The following is a 17,563-nucleotide window of genomic DNA, read 5'->3' on the forward strand; positions in this document are numbered from 1 at the left end:
TATTGGAGGCTGACCTGGGTGTTGGCCTCCATCCCCCATTTTGCCCGACCTCGTTCTGCTGGCGAGGAGATACACTGCGGATGTTGCGGGATTAATCTTTGCTGAGAGGCGTGAAACACCGTCGGTATTGCGTCGGTATCGCCTCCGTAAAGTGACGGTGCATTTTGGCGACAGACAGGGTTGATCAGGCGCGCGGTGCATATGGGCCATGCGCAACAGCTTATGAGCTGCCTGGTGATCTTCAAGGTGTTTGAGAGGCCTGCGGCGCGGTGGTTTCATGCCCGGCTGGCGAGCCACCAGATGTTGCCAAAGGGATCGGTGATCCCGGCCATATGCTCTCCGTGTGGGCGCAGGTTTGGCGACATCAGAGAGATGGCGCCCAGTTCCAGAGCTTTGGCATAGGCCGCCGCCGCATCAGACACCTGAATGTGTATCTGGGAGATGTTTGCGGGGTAATCCCGGGTGGCTTGATTGAGCATCAGAACCGACGTGCCAATGCGCAGGCGAGCGTGTTGGATCGTGCCGTTGTCGTAGCGGGTGTCTTTGATCAGCTCTGCGCCAAAGAGGGCGTGCAGGAAAGTGATAAACCCATCCGCGTCTGGCACCGTAAAATAGGGGGTCACGGTGCTGAGACCTTGGGATGGGTTCGTCGGGGCGCTCACGTATTGCCATTGCCGGTGAAGCGCGCGGCGTCTGCGGCGGCGCGGCGGATGGCGTTGGATTTGTGGACGGTCTCCATATATTCAGCCTCCGGGTCGCTGTCATAGACAACGCCGCCACCGGCCTGAATGTAGAGCTTCTGATCTTTCACAATCGCGGTGCGCAGCGCGATGCAGATGTCCATGTCGCCGCCGGAGCTGAAGTAGCCCACGCCGCCGCCATAGATGCCGCGTTTTTCCGGTTCCAGCTCGTCGATGATTTCCATGGCGCGCACTTTGGGCGCCCCGGAGACGGTGCCTGCGGGCATGCCTGCAAAGAAGGCATCAAGCGCGTCTTTGTCCTCGGCCAGTTCGCCCACGACGTTGGAGACGATGTGCATCACGTGGCTGTAGCGCTCGATGATGAATTTCTCGGTTGGGCGCACGGTGCCGACTTTGGCGACGCGGCCAGTGTCGTTGCGGCCCAGATCAAGCAGCATGAGGTGCTCGGCCAGCTCTTTCTTGTCGGCCAGCAGATCTTCCTCCAGCGCCTTGTCCTCTTCGGGCGTTGCGCCACGGGGGCGGGTGCCTGCGATCGGGCGGATGGTGACTTCGTCGCCAAACACCCGCACGAGGATTTCGGGGCTTGCACCGACCACCTGAAAACCGCCGAAGTTGAAATAGAACATGAAAGGCGACGGGTTGGTGCGGCGCAGGGAACGGTAGAGCGCGAAAGGCGGCTGTGGAAATTCCTGTGTCCAGCGCTGTGCCGGGACCACCTGAAAGATGTCGCCTGCCTTGATGTAGTCTTTGGCCTTCTCCACCGCGGCCATATAGCCTTCTTTGGTGAAGTTGGAGGTGGGCGGGGAGACCTCATGGGCTTCGCCCAGATCGCGCGCGGCCTGTGGCATGGCGCGTTCCAGATCGCGCACCGCATCCATCACGCGCTCAGCAGCCTGCGCATAGGCGGCTTTTGCGGATTGGCCGTCGCTTACCCAGGCGGGGGAGACCACGGTGACCTCACCTTTCACACCATCCAGCACGGCAACCACAGAGGGGCGCAGCATGCAGGCATCGGGCAGGCCAAGGGGATCCGGGTTGATGTTGGGCAGATGCTCCACCAGCCGGATCATATCATAGCCGAGATAGCCAAAGAGACCGGCGGAGGCCTGTGGCAGGTCTTCGGGCAGGTCGATGCGGCTTTCGGCGATCAGGGCGCGCAGGTTGGTGAGCGGGTCACCCTCCTGTGGGGTGAAGCCATCGGGATCGAAGCGTGCAGAGCGGTTGATGCGGCTTTCTGTGCCATGGGTTTGCCAGATCAGGTCCGGCTTCATGCCAATGATGGAATAGCGCCCGCGCACTTCGCCGCCGGTGACAGACTCCAGCATGAAGGCGTCCTTATGGGCGCCTGTCAGCTTGAGCATGAGTGACACGGGCGTGTCGAGATCGGCAGCAAGCCGGGTGTAGACAACCTGATTTTGGCCAGCCTCATAGGCTTTGGCAAAATCTTCATATGACGGGGTCAGGTCCACCTTGGCGGCCTTTCTTATTGGAACTGCGCATGCACTGCGTTGAGTGCCTGCTGATTGATTTCTGCCGGATACATGGCCTGCAGCGCTTCGGCATAGGCCTGAAACACATCCTGCGCGATGCTGGAAGACAGTTGCGCGGTGATGCCTTCTTTGAGGCGGGCCACTTCGGGATCTTCGGTGTCTGGTGCGGAGATGGCATTCAGACGCACAAGGATCAGACCCTCGGCGCTGGGCACGGTGCGCAGCTCACCGGGGGTCATTTCAAAGACTGTGGTGAGCAGGGCGCGCGGCGTGCTTGGAATGAAAGCGCCGCGGTCGATGCCGGTTTCTTCATTGGCGGTGAAACCAAAGGAGGTGAAGCTGGTGCCATCGTTCAGGCGCGGGCGCAGGCTTTCCACCATTTTTTCAAGGGCTTCGGTGGCGCGCTCTGCGGTGATCGCAGCGATCGCCTCTTCGCGCACATCCTCCAAGGGGGCCGGGCGGGCCTCTGTCTCGCCTTCCAGACGCAGCGCAAAGATGCTGCCATCATCCAGCACGTCCACCTGCGGGAAATCATCTTCCGTGACCGCCGCAGCGACCGCGCGGAAGCCTTCATAGCCTGCCAGCGGATGGGTCGCGGTGGGGTGCCACTCCAGTGTGCCAAGGGTCATGTCGGTTTCATCGGCCACTTCCTCAAGCGTGGCGCCACCGGCCAGAAGATCGTCGATGTCGCCAATCTGTGTGTCAATCAGGCGACGGGCACGATCGGCTGCAAGCTCTTCGCGCAGCATGTCGCGCGCCTCTTCAAAAGAGGTGTTCTGTGCAGGCAAAATGCCGTTCACGCGGAAGATGGCCGGGCCAAGAGAGGTTTCAGCCGGGCCTGCCACGGCGCCTGCTGGTGTTAGGAAGACAGTGGGGCCTGCGGCGCCCAGTTCGGCCTCGGTCACATCGCCCAGATCCACATCCGAGAGCGCCAGACCTCGGGCCTCTACCAGCGCTTCGAAGGTTGTGGTGCCAGCGGCAATGTCATCCAGCGCCTTTTGCGCAGCGGCTTCGTCGGCAAAGGCCAGACGCTCAACCAGACGGCGCTCTGCACGGTTGAATTCGGCATCACGATCTTTGTAGAGCTGTTCCAGCGCGGTTTCGTCGATCTCCACCTGGTCAAGGATCATGTCTGGGCTCAGCCAGACGTAGGTGATCTGACGGCTGGCGGGCAACATGAAGCGGGCTTGATTGTCCTCATAGAAAGCGGCGATGTCCTCTTCGCTTGGTGCGGTGACCGGGCGGATCAGGTTCTCTGCGGTGAGGGGGGCCCATGTGAAATCCCGCTCTTCGCCCACATAGGTGATGACCGTATCCGCATAGGCGGCTGGCATTTGCAAACCGGAAATTATGGCGCCTTGCAGCAGGCTGCGGGCGGTGTCTTCGCGGACGGTGTCTTCAAAATCGGCTTCGCTCATGCCCGCCTGATCAATGGCAAAGCTGTAAGCGTCGCGATCAAAGGAGCCATCCAGCCCCTGAAACGCCGGAATGGCCATCAGTTCCTGACGCAGGTTTTCATCGCCAATGGAAATGCCGAGGCGCGCGTTTTCCGCATCCATCGAACGGGTGGTGGTCAGGCGGGCCAGCACAAGGCGGTCGATGCCGAAGGCCTGCGCCTGTGCAAAGGGCAGAGACTGGCCTGTTTGGGCTTCCAGAGCACGCAGCTCTTCTTGAAGAGCGCGGCTGTAGTCATTGACAGATATGTCTTTTTCGCCAACGGAGCCCACCGAATGGATGGTGCCGGACAAATTGGTCACGCCAAAGCCGCCAAGCCCAAGAATGAGCAAGGCCATGAGGATCCAGACCATCGTTTTTGAGGTTTTGCCCTGCGCCATCTCTGCGTTCCGCCCTGTGTTTGTTCGAGTTTCTCGGCAGAAGGTCTACGCGGTTGGGGCAAGGGGGGCAAGCGTGATTGCCGTGCCCCTGATCTGCGCAGTGGCGTTATTTTGCGTGCGGCGCATCCACCGCAGCGATGCGATCAAAGAGAACGCCAATTTCCTCGCGATCGACATTGGCAAAGGCGATGCGCAGGGAGCGTTTTCTTAAGGGATCTTCATCTGGTGTAAACATTGTGCCGGGCAAAGTGAGCACCGCGTGCTCGCGCACCAGCATTTTGGCCAGCGCATCGCTGTCCATTTCGAAAGGATGTTCGAAATAGGCAAAATATGCGCCTGCACCAAGCAATTTCCAGCCATTTTTGTCGATTTTGTGGAGGTTGTCTGTGATAGCCTGACGGCGATCCAGTATCTCCAATCGCTCCTGAGCGAGCCAGTCGGACAGGTTTTTCATGCCCCAGAGCGCGGCGTGCTGGCCCAGTTGGTTGGGGCAGATGGCGACAGTGTCCAGAAACTTTTCGGCCTCAGCCAGCGTCTCTGTGTTGCAGACCATGGCACCGACGCGGTGACCGGTGAGGCGGTAGGCTTTGGAAAAAGAGTAGAGCTGGATCAGGGTTTGGTCCCAATCGGGATCGCTGAAGAGATCATGGGGCGCGCCGCTGCGAGAATCAAAATCGCGGTAGGTTTCATCCACGATCAGTTTGACGCCTTTGCTCCGGGCATGGGTATAGATGGCGCGCACCAGCTCTGCCGGGTATTCCACACCGCCGGGGTTGTTGGGGGTGACCAGCACAATGGCGCGGGTGCGGGGCGTCATCAGGCGCAGGATCTGGTCTGGATCAGGCAAAAGATCCGCGCCGGTGGACAAGGGAACAGCGGTGACACCTTGCATGTCCAGCCACATTTTATGATTGAAGTACCAAGGTGTTGGGAGGATAATCTCATCTCCCTCACCCGCGATGGCGGCAAGAGCTGCGCTAAAGGCCTGATTGCAGCCGGAGGTGATGCCAACCTGCGCCGCCGTGATCTTGCCGCCATAAGCGGCGCACCAGTGATCTGCAACTTCCGCGCGCAGCTCAGGTAGCCCAAGCACCGGACCATAGAGATGTGTTTCAGGATTGCTCACCGCAATCTCAGCAATGTGGCGGCGCAGCCCTTCTGGGGGTGGGGCCACTGGAGCGGCCTGGCTGACATTGATCAGAGGTTTTTCGGCGGTGAAACTCACCCCTTTAAGCCAGCGACGGGCCTCCATCACAGGTGGCGCGAATGTGGCGTTGGTGCGAGAGAGGGTCATGGCGGCTTCCTGGCGTCTGAGGTTGGGCCGACCCTATGCGCGGGTTGCGCGATGGTCAGCGGCTTTCACGCAGAAAAGCCACCAATTCAGTGATGTGCAAGCGATTGTTTGCTCTTGCGTCTATATCTCCCGGTCTTCCTCTTGAAAGAAATATCCCGGGGTGGCCGCATCGCAGATGCGGCAGGGGCAGCGCCCCTAAGACAGCCTTAGCCGAAATAGAGTGCGCTCACCTCAAGATCGCCAAGGATCAGTCGTTGCCGCGGTAGGGCTCGACATATTGCAGGGCCATGTCCCATGGGAAGAAGATCCATGTGTCCTGGCTGACGCCGGTGATGAACGTGTCCACCTGCGGCTCGCCCTGTGGTTTGGCATAGACCGTTGCAAAATGCGCCTTCGGGTAGGTGTCGCGCACCAGTTCCAGCGTTTTGCCGGAATCCACCAGATCGTCGATGATCAGCACGCCTTCGCCGTCGCCCATCAGCGCAGCGTCGGGCGCTTTCAGAATTTCGGCCTCACGGCGCTGATCAGCCTTGCCGCCGCCGGAGTGGTAGGATTTCACGGAGATGGTGTCGACCACGCGGATGTCGAGTTCGCGGGCCACGATCATCGCAGGCGCCATGCCGCCGCGGGTGATGGCAACAATCGCGCGCCATGCGCCATCGTCCGGGCCTTTGCCGTCCAGACGCCACGCCAAAGCCCGACTGTCGCGGTGGATTTGATCCCAGCTGATGTGGAAGCCTTTTTCGTGTGGCAGACGCTCGCTCATGGTGGACTCACCCCTTTGTCGCAGATTTTGGCTCTTCTATCAGAAGCACATTGTGGCGCAAACCGTCTTTAGATGAGGGGCAAGACAGAAATATAAAGCGGGAGGATCCCCATCGATAGGATGGTTTGCCATGACAGGATATCTGCATAGAGATCCGCGTTACCCCCCATCTGCTTGGCAACAATATAGCCGTTGGAAGCGGCGGGCACGGCCAACACCATGAGCCCGGCCAATGTTTCTAGAGGGGACAAGCCGAAGCCTTTTGAGAGCAGCAGAAAGATCAACGGACAAAGAATTAGTCGAAAAGCAATGCCTGTGGCGATGGTTGGCGTGATGTGCAAGAGGCGCTTGATTGACAAGGCTGCCCCAACGGTCAAAAGGCCAATGCCCAGTGCAGCCCGGCCAATCAAATCAAGCGTTTGAGAGGCCACAGGGGGCAGATCCAAGCCAGACAGGTTAATCACAAGCCCAATTGCACAGCCCTGTACCAGCGGATTCTTGGCAATTTGCAAAACGACCGCCTGTGGCGTCAGGGAGACGGTGCCATAGCGGGCCAGCACGACGATATTAAAGATGTTGATCAGCGGAATCAGGACGGCCATGGCTGCGGCAATAAGGATCAGGGTTTCAGGACCACTCAAAAGCTCTGCCGCCGCCAGAGCAATAAAGGCGTTCCAGCGGGTCGTGGTCTGCATCAGAGTGGTGAAGTCTTGATCGGGCAGGCGGCCCTTTCCGCGCAGGGCACGAAAGATAAATACAGCCATCGCGCAGATGCCGAGGGTCAGAACTGTTGCGCTGATGACGCCCGCGAATGCGACGGGCGCAAGATCAGACTGGGCAATGGAGCGTATCAGGACAACGGGAATGAGCAGCTTGAAGCTCAAGGTTTCAATTGCGGTCCAGCCCGCCTTGTCGATCACGCCGCGCAGGGCGAGACCGTAGCCACAGAGCATGGTCAGGATGATTGGGAGAAAGGCAGCCGTCACATTCATTCATATTCTCCCGCACGCGTGATTGCCCGTCTTCTAGCAAAGCTTTCGGTGGGGACAAGCCATGGCGGTATCAGGATGCAGGAGAGACGATGTAGCGATCCCGCTGCACCGATATGTGCGGCGGGCGGCGGCTTTGTTCGAAGGTGCCATAAGCGGGCGCGAGGCTTTGCCAGTAGCTTTCCCATGGGTGCCCAGCTGCACGGGCCATGCGCGCCTCGGTGGGGCGAAAAGGGAAGGCGTGGACCGGTACAAAGGGTTGCCCGGCGTTCAGCGCGGCTTCTACGGTGACATAGATCTCTTCGATCATCGGATCGGTCATCGCGTAGCACCCCACAGAGACACAATCGCCGTGCACCATCAGGTAGCTGCCGGTGCGCCCCTTTGCGCGGTCGTAGGCATTGGGGAAGCCCAGATTGAAGGACAGGTGATAGCTGCTGTTTGGATTGAGCGCGGCTTTGTCCACGCGGTAGAAGCCTTCGGGCGACTGGCGGTCGCCTTCCTTCAGTTTGGGGCCAAGCGCGCCAGAGTGGTTGCAGATCGGATAGGTTCTGAAGAGCGCATAGGGCCCTGCCTCTGATTGCAGCCAGAGTTCGAGGATTTTTTCTTCTTTGAAGATGCGGATGTAGGTTGGGGCCCCCAGGTGGAGATCGGCCTCGGCCATGGCTGCGCGGAGCTTGGGCGTTTGATAGGCGCGGATCTCACCGATGCCTGTGCGCGGGGAGCGCAGATCAGGCTTTGGAGCCGGGATCTGAGGAGGGTATTGGAGTGCAAGCCACGCAAATGCGCCGCATGCCACAAAGAGTGCGAGAAGGCGGCGCATCACAGCGCGGCGATTTTCACGCCAAGGGCTGCGAGCAGCCCGCCGAAGATGCGGTCAATCCAGTATTTCAGCCCGATGTAGACTTCGCGGGTTTTGCTGAGTGAGAACAGACGCGCCACGGCCGTGTTCCAGAGGAACTCACCCAGAAAAATGCACAGGAGCACCAACGCCAGAGCCGGAGGTGTTGCATCTGTGGGGACGGTGCCCACAAAAACCGCACCAAAGAAAACTGCGGGTTTGGGATTGGCGAGCTGTGTCCAGATGCCAAGGCGCAAAGCAGACCAGAGCGAGGGCAGGGCGGCGGCATCTTCACCGTCTTCCAGCGGCACATCTGCGGCGCGCCACATTTTGATGGCGGTCCAGATCAGGAAGCCTGCGCCGCCAATTTTCAGCGCCGTCAGCAGGAAGGGGGCGTATTCAAACAGAAGCGCAAGACCAAAGAGTGCGGCACCGGCCCAAAAAACGGCCCCCAGACCGATGCCTGCGGCCAGTGCTGCGCCAGTTTTGAGCCCGTCGCGCAGCCCCACGCGCGCCGCCATCAAGACGGCTGGGCCGGGGCTGATGGCGGCCATGAGGCAGAGCGAGATTGTCGCAACAAAAGCTGCGACGCTCATTTGCGGCCCACTTCTGTGTCGATGTCTGGTGCATCCACCGCCTTCATGCCGACAATATGATAGCCAGAATCCACATGCAGGTTTTCGCCGGTGACGCCGCTGCTTAGATCGGACAGCAGGTAGAGGGCAGAGTTGCCCACGTCATCAATGGTGACGTTGCGGCGCAGGGGCGAGTTCAACTCATTCCATTTCAGAATATAGCGGAAGTCGCCAATGCCTGCGGCGGCGAGGGTTTTGATCGGGCCTGCGGAAATCGCGTTGACGCGGATGCCGTCTTTGCCGAGATCTTCGGCGAGGTATTTCACGGAGGCTTCCAGCGCGGCTTTGGCGACGCCCATCACGTTGTAGTGCGGCATGACCTGCTCAGCCCCATAGTAGGTGAGTGTCAGGGCAGAGCCGCCGTCTTTCATCAGCTTTTCCGCGCGCTGCATCACGGCGGTGAAGGAATAGACGGATACGTCCATGGTCATCAGGAAGTTGTCTTTAGATGTATCAACGTAACGACCGCGTAGCTCGTTTTTGTCAGAGAAGCCAATGGCATGAACGATGAAGTCAATTTTGCCCCATTTGGCTTCGATTTCAGCAAAGGCTGCATCAATGGAGGCCGGGTCGGATACGTCGCAGTCAATCAGCGTGTCTACGCCAAGTTTTTCGGCGAGCGGAACCACGCGCTTTTTGAAAGCGTTGCCCATGTAGGTGAAGGCCAATTCGGCGCCAGCATCGGCACAGGCTTTGGCGATGCCCCAAGCGATAGACTTGTCGTTGGCAAGGCCCATGATCACGCCGCGTTTGCCGGTCATGAGGTGATTTGACATCCGGTCCACTCCGTCCCACTTCGTTATGGCAGACGTTTAGGCGATTGCTCTTGACGCATCAAGGGCTTCACATTGGTGAGGAGACGGGCAAGGGTGGTCCGTGATTCAGAATTCCGGAGGCAGAAATGACTGAACGCGGCGGTATATTTGCGGGCGATGATCCTTTTGCGATCGCGCGTGCCTGGCTGAAAGAGGCGGAGAAAAGCGAACCAAATGATCCCAATGCCATCGCGCTTTCGACGGTGGACGGAGCGGGCATGCCCAATGCGCGCATGGTGCTGCTCAAGGATATCGAGGAGGCGGCCTTTGTTTTCTATACGAATTACGGCAGCGTGAAGGCGCAGGAAATCGATGCCAGCGGGGCGGCGGCCTTTGTGATGCACTGGAAGTCTCTGCGGCGTCAGATCCGGGTGCGCGGACACGTTATGCGCGAAGAGGGGCCGCAGGCCGATGCCTATTTTGAGTCGCGCAGCCTGAAGAGTAAATTGGGCGCTTGGGCCTCGGAGCAATCAAAACCGCTCAATTCTCGGGCGGAATTGATGGCAAAAGTGGCAAAAATGACAACACAGCACGGCACCCACCCCAAACGCCCTGATTTTTGGGGCGGATTTCGTATAATTCCTACGGAGATTGAGTTCTGGGCCGATGGTGCGTTTCGCTTGCATGATCGGTTCCGCTGGACCCGCGAAACACCTGAAAAACAGTGGGAAATCCTTCGCCTTAACCCCTAAGTGGGGCGGAAATCAACGAGCAAGCGCATGAAATGCATGGAATTTTTGCGCTTGCTGATTTGTGCGGAATGCCGCACAGTTTAGTTCATCATGGGGATGATACAAACTAAGGTTGAGGCATTGAGTACTCTAGAGAAAGACACCACCCGCGTTGCAGGCGTGGTGAAGTGGTTCGATCCGGTCAAAGGTTTCGGATTCATTGTTTCGGATGCAGGTGGGCCGGACATTCTTTTGCACGCCAACGTGCTGCGCAATTTCGGTCAGAGCTCTGTTGCGGATGGATCCGCGATTGATGTGTCGGTTCAGGTGACGGACCGAGGCTCGCAGGCCGTTGAAGTGCACCGCATTGATGCGCCGGAAACAGAGAGCCCGGTGGCCCTGTCCGATTTTGAAGGTATGGATCTGGATGACATCCGTGCCACGCCTCTGGAGCCTGCACGGGTGAAGTGGTTTGACAAGGGCAAGGGCTTTGGCTTTGCCAATGTGTTTGGTCGCCCGGAAGATATTTTCCTGCATATTGAAGTGCTGCGTCGCTCTGGCCTGAGCGATCTTCAGCCCGGCGAAGCCTTGGCGCTGCGTGTGATCGACGGTAAACGTGGTCGCATGGCAACTGAGGTATTGGCGTGGGAAAACGCAGTTTTGGACAACTCCTAAAATTTGGCGGCGCCGGTCGTGGGATCGGCGTCATTCTGGCAGCTGCGCTGATTGGCGCGCTGCCGCGTGCGGGGCACGCACAGGGCGCCTGTCGAGAAGACACCCTTTGGCTCAAAGGGGACTGGGGGCAGGCGCGATTCACCGTAGAAGTGGCTGACACACGCAGCGCGCGGGCTGAGGGGCTGATGCATCGCAGCGCCATGCCAGCCAGTGCGGGGATGATCTTTGTTTATGACCGTACGGGGCCCGTGTCTTTCTGGATGCGCAATACGTTGATTCCCCTCGATATGCTGTTTGCAGACGAACATGGGGTGATTCAGCGCATTCATCATGAGGCGATTCCCCTTGATGAGACCCCGATTCCAGGTGGTGAGGCCATCCGCTATGTTCTTGAGATCAATGGCGGAATGGCAAAATCCCTAGGAATTACTGAGGGTAGCGCCATGCGCCATCCAAGTTTTTTGCAAGAAATTGCAAATTGGCCATGTTAGGGGTTTTCATTCCCGAACAGTGGGGGTAAACGGTGCTCCACGGATCGGGGCGTAGCGCAGCCTGGTAGCGCACCTGTTTTGGGTACAGGGGGTCGCAAGTTCGAATCTTGCCGTCCCGACCATATTTCCTCTGAGAGGAAAAGAAAAAAGGCGTCACCTTCGGGTGGCGCCTTTTTCTGTTGCATGTCTCTTGCAGCGCAATGACCGGTTCCGCTGAATGGCCAAGCAGGTGGTGATGGCATGCGCCGGAGTGCGATGCGCGGGGACGTGGGCCTGTGTGACAGGGTCCAGCTGTCCCGGTTGCGTTTGTTAAAGCAGTGTCAGCGCCGCTTCTCTTTGGGGATTTGGGCGTGGGTCAGCTTATTGCCGAGGATCTGGTCCAAATCCTCTTGCGACAGCCTGTTGTTCAGAAAATCAAACAGGCGGTCAAAGCTGCACGGATCTGCGACATAGTCATCGTAGTGCATTTTCAGCCCGCGATCCGGAAAGGCAGTCAGATATTTATCAAAAGCTTTTTCAGTGTTTGAGAGCTTTCGAATGACCTGCGCGCGCGGTTGCTGTTGCCACCAGCCGGATTTTGCAACGCTGTCGAGATTGCGCGTGTTGAACACAAATTTTGCGTTTGGAAAATAGCGGTGGATGAAATTCAGATACGGGGTGAGCAGGGGGAGATTTTCATTGTATCGCACTTCTTTGAAGCCCGAGACGCTTACGCCCTCTGACGGTTGCAGCACGGTTTTGATGAAGGTCTCTGCAAGGCTCTTGCCGAAGACATCGGGATCGACAAGCTCGCCTCCGAACCAAGGATGAGAGGAGGCTGTGGCGGTGTTGTGCTGGCGCAGCCCGTTCATGGGGCCGCTGTTTGAGATCTGTCGCCAAGATTGGAATAGATAGAATAGGGCGTGCGCATTTTCGCCACGGATTTCGTAGCCGGGAAGGGCGTTTATGACATTTTGTAGAAGGGTGGAGCCGGAGCGCCCGTAGGTTACGATAAAAACGTAGGAATTGGGGAACATTATATTTGAACTGTCGTTTTGAGAGTTTGCTAATTGAACGGATTGAGTGATCGGATCAGTAAGGAGCGCTGGTGAAACTCCGAAGTGCGGTAAGCGCGGTGGATGTGATTTCGACCGTACTTTGGGACATACAGCCGGGTCTGTCCAGACCGACGGCTGCACGCCCATGGGAAAGCGCAGGGGCAGGCGGCGATCTGACCATATTTGAACGTTGGCACCTGCGCCAAGTCTGTTGCGCAAATAAAAAAGGCGCTGCAGATACAGCGCCTTTTCCAAATGGTTGTGATCAGATCACAGCAGTGCCAGATCGACGGCGCTTTCGCGGCCGTCACGGCCAGCTTGCAGCTCGTAGCTGACTTTCTGGTTGTCCGCGAGGCCGGTCAGGCCGGAGCGCTCTACTGCGGAAATGTGAACAAAAACGTCCTTGCCGCCATCTTCTGGGGCAATGAAGCCGAAACCTTTGGTGGTGTTAAACCATTTGACGGTGCCTGTAGCCATCGTCTGTCTCCATAATTTAGTGCTGTCCGCGTCATGCGACAGCCCGGCGGGTATCTTGATCGAAAAGCTGAGCCGGTTAGGAGCAGAGGGTCGACATTAGAAACTGCGCACCCCACATCTGAGGAGATACGCCGCAGAAAACAAGGCCGCTTTTTGCTCAAAGCGACCATTTTGGGCATTTTTTGCAGAATATTCACATAAACCCCACCGGGTCAGGGCGGATGTGCGCCTGCCGCGCGCCGGGAGCGGACGGTTGCGCCTGACAATTGGCAGGCATGGGGTGATCAACAATTGGTCACAGTGCGGGAGAACCCGAAGCAAAATTCCGCAAAATTCAGTAGAATCCTGACTTTGACCGTATGGTAAAAAAATTTATTGATCGGTGACGGGGCCTGTGCCAGCCTGATGCCTGTAGCCAACAAGGTGTATGGGGAGGTTTCATGTCCAACACACCCTTTAGCGACGGCATTCAGGCAGGGCGATTGAGCTCAGCGGAACTGTCCGAAAATTTCGGGGATTTGCATCCTCGCTATGATGTTCATGAGGCGCTGGTGGCGGCGGATCGCTGTTACTTTTGCCATGATGCGCCCTGTATGACGGCCTGTCCGACAGACATTGATATTCCTCTGTTCATTCGCCAGATCGCCACAGGCACGCCGGAAGCGGCAGCGAAGACCATTTTCAGTCAGAATATTCTGGGCGGGATGTGCGCGCGGGTGTGTCCAACGGAGACGCTTTGCGAGCAGGTCTGTGTGCGTGAGACAGCAGAGGGGGCGCCGGTGGAGATTGGCCGGTTGCAGCGCTATGCCACCGATGTTTTGGTGGAGCGTGGGGCGCATCCGTTTGTGCGGGGGGCCTCGACAGGAAAGAAGGTCGCAGTTGTGGGCGCGGGGCCGGCGGGTCTGTCTGCGGCGCACCGTCTGGCGCTGCATGGTCATGACGTGACGGTGTATGATGCGCGCGCCAAGGCGGGCGGACTGAATGAATTTGGCATCGCGGCCTATAAGTCTGTCGACAGTTTTGCCGAACGCGAGGTGGATTGGCTGCTGAAGATCGGCGGAATCACCATCGAGACAGGCAAGAAGCTGGGCGAGGGGCTGTCGTTGGACGGTCTGAAAGCGGCATTTGATGCGGTGTTCCTGGGCATTGGTCTGGGCGGTGTGAATGCGCTGGGTGTTGAGGGCGAAGACAAGGACGGCGTGGAGGATGCGGTGGGTTTCATCGCGGAGCTGCGTCAGGCCAAGGATCTCACCCAGTTGGAAATCGGGCGTGATGTTGTGGTGATTGGCGGCGGGATGACGGCGGTGGATGCCGCTGTGCAAGCCAAGCTGTTGGGCGCGCTGAATGTGAGCCTTGTCTATCGCCGTGGCAAAGACCGCATGAACGCCTCGGAGTTTGAGCAGGATCTGGCCGCCTCCAAAGGGGTGCGGATCATCACCAACGCCGCGCCCAAAGCGGTGATCGGCAATGGCGCGGTGCGCGAGATCGAATTTGAGTACACCGACAATGATCTGAAACCGACCGGCCAGAGCGTGCGGTTGCTGGCGGATCAGGTGTTCAAGGCGATTGGTCAGACGCTGGTAGGCGAAGGCCTGCCCACGCTGGAGCGGGGCAAGATCAAGGTGGATGAGACCGGTCGGACCTCTGTGGAGGGCATCTGGGCCGGGGGTGACTGCGCCACGGGTGGCGATGATCTGACCGTGACCGCAGTGGCGGAGGGCCGTGATGCGGCTGAGGATATTCATGCGGCTTTGAGGGCCGATTGACAGCATAGATTCCCGTCCCGGGCGAGACCCGGGACCTCGCGCCGGGTGCGTGATGGCCAGAGGCCCCGGATCAGGTCCGGGGCGCGGGGGAACCAACCAAAAAGGAGATAAGCGATATGGCCAATCTCGAAAGTGATTTTGTCGGGATCAAATCCCCAAACCCGTTCTGGCTCGCATCCGCGCCGCCGACGGATAAGGAATATAACGTGCGCCGCGCCTTTGATGCGGGCTGGGGGGGCGTTGTCTGGAAGACGCTGGGGGCGGAAGGCCCGCCGGTGGTGAATGTGAACGGGCCGCGTTACGGGGCCATTCACGGCGCAGACCGGCGCCTGCTGGGGCTCAACAATATCGAGCTGATCACTGACCGTCCGCTGGAGGTGAACCTTGAGGAAATGGCGCGGGTGAAGCGGGATTATCCGGATCACGCGCTGATCGCGAGCGTCATGGTGCCCTGTGAGGAAGACGCGTGGAAGCGCATTCTGCCGATGATCGCGGAAACCGGTTGTGACGGGTTTGAGCTGAACTTTGGCTGCCCGCATGGGATGGCCGAGCGTGGCATGGGCTCTGCTGTGGGGCAGGTGCCGGAGTATATCGAGATGGTGTCGCGCTGGTGCAAGGCGGCCACCGACCTGCCGGTGATTGTGAAGCTGACGCCCAACATCACCAATATTCTCTATCCAGCCGAAGCGGCGCTGCGCGGTGGGGCGGATGCGGTGAGCCTGATCAACACGATCAATTCGATCACCTCGGTCAATCTGGATGCGATGAGCCCGGAGCCGATGATTGATGGCAAAGGCACGCATGGCGGCTATTGCGGCCCTGCGGTGAAGCCGATTGCGTTAAATATGGTGGCAGAGATCGCGCGGAACCCTGAAACCGCACGCCTGCCGATTTCCGGCATTGGTGGCGTGACCACTTGGCGTGATGCGGCAGAGTTCATGGCGCTGGGGGCGGGCAATGTGCAGGTCTGTACGGCGGCGATGACCTATGGCTTTAAGATTGTGCAGGAGATGATCTCGGGTCTGTCTCAATGGATGGATGAGAAGGGTTATACCTCAACAGCGGATTTTGTTGGCATGGCGACGCCGAATGTCACCGACTGGCAGTATCTGAACCTCAATCACGTCACAAAGGCTGTGATCAATCAGGATGATTGCATCAAATGCGGACGCTGCTATGCGGCCTGTGAGGACACCAGCCATCAGGCGATCGAGATGTCTGAGGACCGTGTGTTCACCGTGAAGGATGATGAATGCGTGGCCTGTAACCTTTGCGTCAATGTCTGCCCGGTGGAGAATTGCATCACCATGCGCACGCTGGACGCGGGCGAGATGGATGAGCGCACAGGGACGCCGGTTGCCGCCGAATATGGCAATTGGACCGCGCATCCGAACAATCCGGCGTCGACTGCGGCGGAGTGATTATGCGTGTTTTGGAAATAAGAGCGGCCGGGAATGTCCCGGCCGTTTTCTATTGGATGTGTTTGGGGGGGATCGGTGTCAGGCGGCGTCGCCCATGGCAATCTGCAAATCTGCGCCGTCGTCCTGCCAGCCTTTTTTCTCGACAATCCGGTCGGTGCTGCGCACCTCTGCCCAGTGGCTTGTGTCGAGCGGAAACTCCGGCGCAGCGAAATCCACCAGTTTCTGAATGTCGTCCTTGTCGGTGTTGAAGACCAAAAGACGATCCGCCTCCCCTTTAAAAAAGCTACGGACCTTGCGCAGGTGGCGGTCAAAATCAGAGGACCAAGCGGCCACAACCTCATCAGAGGACAGGTTTTTGCGGGCCATTTCCTGTTTGAGGTACAGCCCGTTGGCATGGCGCACCCGACTGCGCAGCCAATCGTCCTTGTCACGGGTGTTCATCAGGAATTTGGCGTTGGGGTAGTGGCGGGCAAAGGTGGCGTAGCGTTTGAAATTCTCCACCACATCGGAGCCACGTTTGTATTCCATGTCAAAAAACGCGGTGAAGCGTTCCAGCCCCTCAAGTGGGGCGTGGCCATTCAGAATGTTGTCGTGAATGCGCTCCTGTGGGCTGCGCATGCCCAGAAAGCCTTTGTGGTGGCGTTTCCAGTAACGCCCACCGCTGTGCAGTGCCATGTGATGGGAGCGAAGGAATAGAAAGAAAAGGGCGCTCGTGGCACATTTGTTGTGCCCGATCTGAAACAGAAGCGGTTTCGTACTCATTTGCCTGCCTACAATTTTATTTTTAGTTTATTTATTTTTTAGGCAGCTTAGCCAATTTCGGCAGATGCCCAAAAGGAAAATGGCAGGTGGGGGAAAGGTGTCGCTTCTTTGCCGCAGTGGGCTCAGGGCCCCTTCATGTTCCCGATCCGGTACAACATCAATGGATCTGAGCCAGATATCTGGCTCAGGAACGGCTGGATCAGCGCGTGAGGAGTTTGCGGAACAACATGTCCAGATAGGCATCGGCGCCCTCTGTTGGGCTGCTGGCCTCTGGCATCAAAGTACGCACCTGCACGGCAAAATCTGCATAATGTTGCGTGGTGGCCCAGATCGAAAAAATCAGGTGGCGCGGATCTACATCGGCCAATTTGCCTTCGGTGATCCATTGGCGGATCACGGCGGTCTTGCGATCCACCAGCGGTTTGAGATCACTTTCCAGATGGGGGGCCATGCGCGGGGCGCCTTGGAGGATTTCGTTGGCGAAGAGGCGGCTTTCACGTGGGAATTCACGGCTCATTTCCAGCTTGCGGTGGACATAGGACATGATCTCCTCAATCGGGTCGCCGTTGGGATCCATATCTTCGAGCGGATCGAGCCAGGTTTCCATCAATTGGTTGAGCAGGGTTGTGTGAATGTCTTCTTTGCCACTGAAATAATAGAGGATGTTGGGCTTGGAGAGCCCGGCCTCCTCGGCGATCAGATCAAGCGTGGCCCCCCGAAACCCCTGACTGGAAAAGACTTCCAGTGCGGCTTCAAGGATGCGCTTGCGATTGCGTTGTTGAATGCGGCTTGGCTTGCGTGCCGGGGCCTGAGACATGATCTGCGTTCCGTTCTGCGTTGCTCTGCCTAGGCTAAAGAAGGCAGCGGCGCAGGTCCATAGGGCGTGAGGTCAGGTTT

18 protein-coding genes and 1 tRNA gene are annotated in these 17,563 nt (G+C 58.3%); 6 read left to right on the plus strand and 13 right to left on the minus strand.

From position 1 onward, the window contains the following. Positions 1-275 precede the first annotated feature (275 nt). The 9 genes from SHM7688_RS18935 to fabI form a co-directional block, all read right to left on the minus strand. Positions 276-623, minus strand: a complete 348-nt coding sequence (locus SHM7688_RS18935) for a VOC family protein (protein ID WP_223229218.1) — start codon at positions 621-623, stop codon at positions 276-278. Positions 624-658: 35 nt separating this feature from the next. Further along, entirely contained in the window at positions 659-2,170 is a 1,512-nt protein-coding gene (gene trpE / locus SHM7688_RS18940; RefSeq protein WP_058241502.1) for an anthranilate synthase component I, read from the minus strand. A gap of 14 nt (positions 2,171-2,184) precedes the next feature. After that, complete coding sequence (locus tag SHM7688_RS18945; RefSeq protein ID WP_058241503.1) at positions 2,185-4,026, minus strand: peptidyl-prolyl cis-trans isomerase; 1,842 nt, start codon at positions 4,024-4,026, stop codon at positions 2,185-2,187. A 106-nt stretch (positions 4,027-4,132) separates the two neighbouring features. Next, complete coding sequence (locus tag SHM7688_RS18950) at positions 4,133-5,320, minus strand: aminotransferase (protein WP_058241504.1); 1,188 nt, start codon at positions 5,318-5,320, stop codon at positions 4,133-4,135. Between the two features lie 247 nt (positions 5,321-5,567). Beyond that, positions 5,568-6,086, minus strand: a complete 519-nt coding sequence (gene gpt, locus SHM7688_RS18955; RefSeq protein WP_058241505.1) for a xanthine phosphoribosyltransferase — start codon at positions 6,084-6,086, stop codon at positions 5,568-5,570. Positions 6,087-6,154: 68 nt separating this feature from the next. Continuing rightward, positions 6,155-7,078 carry an AEC family transporter gene (locus SHM7688_RS18960; protein ID WP_058241506.1) on the minus strand — a complete coding sequence of 308 codons (924 nt, stop codon included), beginning with the start codon at positions 7,076-7,078 and terminating at the stop codon, positions 6,155-6,157. 70 nt (positions 7,079-7,148) lie between these two features. After that, on the minus strand, positions 7,149-7,898 hold the full coding sequence (locus SHM7688_RS18965) for a L,D-transpeptidase family protein (RefSeq protein WP_223229219.1): 750 nt from the start codon (positions 7,896-7,898) through the stop codon (positions 7,149-7,151). After that, complete coding sequence (locus SHM7688_RS18970; RefSeq protein ID WP_058241507.1) at positions 7,898-8,512, minus strand: LysE family translocator; 615 nt, start codon at positions 8,510-8,512, stop codon at positions 7,898-7,900. The genes SHM7688_RS18965 and SHM7688_RS18970 overlap by 1 nt, the downstream gene beginning before the upstream one ends. Further along, positions 8,509-9,327, minus strand: coding sequence for an enoyl-ACP reductase FabI (gene fabI / locus SHM7688_RS18975; protein ID WP_058241508.1), 819 nt, complete (start codon positions 9,325-9,327; stop codon positions 8,509-8,511). Before fabI ends, SHM7688_RS18970 begins: the two co-directional genes overlap by 4 nt. A gap of 125 nt (positions 9,328-9,452) precedes the next feature. On the opposite strand from fabI, the gene pdxH reads away from it, so the two are divergent. The 4 genes from pdxH (at position 9,453) to SHM7688_RS18995 (ending at position 11,325) form a co-directional block, all read left to right on the plus strand. Beyond that, positions 9,453-10,058, plus strand: coding sequence for a pyridoxamine 5'-phosphate oxidase (pdxH, locus tag SHM7688_RS18980; protein ID WP_058241509.1), 606 nt, complete (start codon positions 9,453-9,455; stop codon positions 10,056-10,058). A 96-nt stretch (positions 10,059-10,154) separates the two neighbouring features. Beyond that, complete coding sequence (locus tag SHM7688_RS18985) at positions 10,155-10,712, plus strand: cold-shock protein (RefSeq protein WP_058241581.1); 558 nt, start codon at positions 10,155-10,157, stop codon at positions 10,710-10,712. Beyond that, the gene (locus SHM7688_RS18990; protein WP_306341279.1) at positions 10,682-11,203 is read left to right on the plus strand and encodes a DUF192 domain-containing protein; all 522 of its coding nucleotides are present in this window, start codon (positions 10,682-10,684) and stop codon (positions 11,201-11,203) included. Before SHM7688_RS18985 ends, SHM7688_RS18990 begins: the two co-directional genes overlap by 31 nt. Positions 11,204-11,248: 45 nt before the next feature. Next, positions 11,249-11,325, plus strand: a tRNA-Pro gene (locus SHM7688_RS18995). 198 nt (positions 11,326-11,523) lie between these two features. Here SHM7688_RS18995 and SHM7688_RS19000 read toward each other — a convergent pair. Together SHM7688_RS19000 and SHM7688_RS19005 are read right to left on the minus strand one after the other, a co-directional pair. Then, positions 11,524-12,495, minus strand: a complete 972-nt coding sequence (locus SHM7688_RS19000) for a sulfotransferase (RefSeq protein ID WP_083499117.1) — start codon at positions 12,493-12,495, stop codon at positions 11,524-11,526. A 15-nt stretch (positions 12,496-12,510) separates the two neighbouring features. Next, positions 12,511-12,717, minus strand: a complete 207-nt coding sequence (locus tag SHM7688_RS19005; protein ID WP_058241511.1) for a cold-shock protein — start codon at positions 12,715-12,717, stop codon at positions 12,511-12,513. Positions 12,718-13,157: 440 nt separating this feature from the next. Here SHM7688_RS19005 and SHM7688_RS19010 point away from each other — a divergent pair, with 440 nt between their 5' ends. Continuing rightward, positions 13,158-14,483, plus strand: coding sequence for an NAD(P)-dependent oxidoreductase (locus tag SHM7688_RS19010; RefSeq protein ID WP_058241512.1), 1,326 nt, complete (start codon positions 13,158-13,160; stop codon positions 14,481-14,483). Positions 14,484-14,599: 116 nt separating this feature from the next. Beyond that, complete coding sequence (gene preA, locus SHM7688_RS19015) at positions 14,600-15,904, plus strand: NAD-dependent dihydropyrimidine dehydrogenase subunit PreA (RefSeq protein WP_058241513.1); 1,305 nt, start codon at positions 14,600-14,602, stop codon at positions 15,902-15,904. A gap of 78 nt (positions 15,905-15,982) precedes the next feature. Here the strand turns inward: preA and SHM7688_RS19020 are convergent, their stop codons facing one another. Beyond that, positions 15,983-16,579 (minus strand): sulfotransferase family protein, encoded by a 597-nt coding sequence (locus tag SHM7688_RS19020; RefSeq protein ID WP_144432635.1) that lies wholly within the window; start codon positions 16,577-16,579, stop codon positions 15,983-15,985. A gap of 286 nt (positions 16,580-16,865) precedes the next feature. Then, on the minus strand, positions 16,866-17,483 hold the full coding sequence (locus SHM7688_RS19025) for a TetR family transcriptional regulator C-terminal domain-containing protein (RefSeq protein ID WP_058241515.1): 618 nt from the start codon (positions 17,481-17,483) through the stop codon (positions 16,866-16,868). Between the last annotated feature and the right edge of the window lie 80 nt (positions 17,484-17,563).

It is taken from the genome of Shimia marina, assembly GCF_001458175.1.
Taxonomy (GTDB): Bacteria; Pseudomonadota; Alphaproteobacteria; order Rhodobacterales; family Rhodobacteraceae; genus Shimia; species Shimia marina.

Bases quoted from the DNA above. Each gene is read 5' to 3' on its own strand.
- SHM7688_RS18945 (WP_058241503.1), bottom strand. From the start codon at position 4,026: ATGGCGCAGGGCAAAACCTCAAAAACGATGGTCTGGATCCTCATGGCC.
- SHM7688_RS18950 (WP_058241504.1), bottom strand. From the start codon at position 5,320: ATGACCCTCTCTCGCACCAACGCCACATTCGCGCCACCTGTGATGGAG.
- gpt (WP_058241505.1), bottom strand. From the start codon at position 6,086: ATGAGCGAGCGTCTGCCACACGAAAAAGGCTTCCACATCAGCTGGGAT.
- SHM7688_RS18960 (WP_058241506.1), bottom strand. From the start codon at position 7,078: ATGAATGTGACGGCTGCCTTTCTCCCAATCATCCTGACCATGCTCTGT.
- SHM7688_RS18965 (WP_223229219.1), bottom strand. From the start codon at position 7,898: ATGCGCCGCCTTCTCGCACTCTTTGTGGCATGCGGCGCATTTGCGTGG.
- SHM7688_RS18970 (WP_058241507.1), bottom strand. From the start codon at position 8,512: ATGAGCGTCGCAGCTTTTGTTGCGACAATCTCGCTCTGCCTCATGGCC.
- fabI (WP_058241508.1), bottom strand. From the start codon at position 9,327: ATGTCAAATCACCTCATGACCGGCAAACGCGGCGTGATCATGGGCCTT.
- pdxH (WP_058241509.1), top strand. From the start codon at position 9,453: ATGACTGAACGCGGCGGTATATTTGCGGGCGATGATCCTTTTGCGATC.
- SHM7688_RS18985 (WP_058241581.1), top strand. From the start codon at position 10,155: ATGATACAAACTAAGGTTGAGGCATTGAGTACTCTAGAGAAAGACACC.
- SHM7688_RS19005 (WP_058241511.1), bottom strand. From the start codon at position 12,717: ATGGCTACAGGCACCGTCAAATGGTTTAACACCACCAAAGGTTTCGGC.
- SHM7688_RS19010 (WP_058241512.1), top strand. From the start codon at position 13,158: ATGTCCAACACACCCTTTAGCGACGGCATTCAGGCAGGGCGATTGAGC.
- preA (WP_058241513.1), top strand. From the start codon at position 14,600: ATGGCCAATCTCGAAAGTGATTTTGTCGGGATCAAATCCCCAAACCCG.
- SHM7688_RS19020 (WP_144432635.1), bottom strand. From the start codon at position 16,579: ATGGCACTGCACAGCGGTGGGCGTTACTGGAAACGCCACCACAAAGGC.
- SHM7688_RS19025 (WP_058241515.1), bottom strand. From the start codon at position 17,483: ATGTCTCAGGCCCCGGCACGCAAGCCAAGCCGCATTCAACAACGCAAT.